Below are 1,798 nucleotides of genomic sequence, written 5' to 3'. Positions count from 1 at the left end.
TGCATGGTAGGAGAGCGTTCCGTAAGCCTGCGAAGGTGCACTGGAAAGTGTGCTGGAGGTATCGGAAGTGCGAATGCTGACATGAGTAGCGATAAAGGGGGTGAAAGGCCCCCTCGCCGTAAGCCCAAGGTTTCCTACGCAACGTTCATCGGCGTAGGGTGAGTCGGCCCCTAAGGCGAGGCAGAAATGCGTAGCTGATGGGAAGCAGGTTAATATTCCTGCACCATTGTTGAATGCGATGGGGGGACGGATCGCGGAAGGTTGTCCGGGTGTTGGAAGTCCCGGTCCTTGCATTGGAGAAGGCGCTTTGGCAAATCCGGGCGCGGAATTCAAGGGTGTGAGGCCAGTCGCTTAGGCGACGAAGCAATCGGAAGTGGTTCCAGGAAAAGCCTCTAAGCTTCAGTTCAACAAGACCGTACCGCAAACCGACACAGGTGGGCGAGATGAGTATTCTAAGGCGCTTGAGAGAACTCGGGAGAAGGAACTCGGCAAATTGGTACCGTAACTTCGGGATAAGGTACGCCCCTGTAGCTTGATGCCCCTGCGGGCAAAGGGTGAAGGGGTTGCAATAAACTGGTGGCTGCGACTGTTTAATAAAAACACAGCACTCTGCAAACACGAAAGTGGACGTATAGGGTGTGACGCCTGCCCGGTGCCGGAAGATTAAATGATGGGGTGCAAGCTCTTGATTGAAGTCCCGGTAAACGGCGGCCGTAACTATAACGGTCCTAAGGTAGCGAAATTCCTTGTCGGGTAAGTTCCGACCTGCACGAATGGCGTAACGATGGCCACACTGTCTCCTCCCGAGACTCAGCGAAGTTGAAGTGTTTGTGATGATGCAATCTCCCCGCGGCTAGACGGAAAGACCCCATGAACCTTTACTGTAGCTTTGCATTGGACTTTGAACCGGTCTGTGTAGGATAGGTGGGAGGCTGTGAAGCGTGGACGCCAGTCTGCGTGGAGCCAACCTTGAAATACCACCCTGGTCTGTTTGAGGTTCTAACCTTGACCCGTTATCCGGGTCGGGGACAGTGCATGGTAGGCAGTTTGACTGGGGCGGTCTCCTCCCAAAGTGTAACGGAGGAGTACGAAGGTACGCTAGGTACGGTCGGAAATCGTGCTGATAGTGCAATGGCATAAGCGTGCTTAACTGCGAGACCGACAAGTCGAGCAGGTGCGAAAGCAGGTCATAGTGATCCGGTGGTTCTGTATGGAAGGGCCATCGCTCAACGGATAAAAGGTACTCTGGGGATAACAGGCTGATACCGCCCAAGAGTTCATATCGACGGCGGTGTTTGGCACCTCGATGTCGGCTCATCTCATCCTGGGGCTGTAGCCGGTCCCAAGGGTATGGCTGTTCGCCATTTAAAGAGGTACGTGAGCTGGGTTTAAAACGTCGTGAGACAGTTTGGTCCCTATCTGCCGTGGGCGCTGGATATTTGAAGGGGGCTGCTCCTAGTACGAGAGGACCGGAGTGGACGAACCTCTGGTGTACCGGTTGTCACGCCAGTGGCATCGCCGGGTAGCTATGTTCGGAAGAGATAACCGCTGAAAGCATCTAAGCGGGAAACTCGCCTTAAGATGAGATATCCCCGGGGCTTCGAGCCCCTTGAAGGGTCGTTCAAGACCAGGACGTTGATAGGTCAGGTGTGGAAGCGCAGTAATGCGTTAAGCTAACTGATACTAATTGCCCGTAAGGCTTGATCCTATAACAGGTGTGTCTCGACCCGGGTTGGCGCTTTAGCGCCTACCCGGGTCCGATCCCCGAAGGGGATGCGTGTGAACCCCCAGACGGGGG

General features: G+C 54.7%; 1 rRNA gene. It reads left to right on the top strand.

The annotated features are described in order from the left end of the window. Positions 1 to 1,708 (top strand): 23S ribosomal RNA (locus tag P3T20_RS37065); the annotation flags it as partial. Positions 1,709 to 1,798 lie beyond the last annotated feature (90 nt).

It is taken from the genome of Paraburkholderia sp. GAS206C (assembly GCF_050435645.1).
Taxonomy (GTDB): domain Bacteria; phylum Pseudomonadota; class Gammaproteobacteria; order Burkholderiales; family Burkholderiaceae; genus Paraburkholderia; species Paraburkholderia phenazinium_B.
The sequence above is the reverse complement of the archived record's forward strand: the minus strand, read 5'-3'. Positions and strand labels throughout refer to the sequence as shown.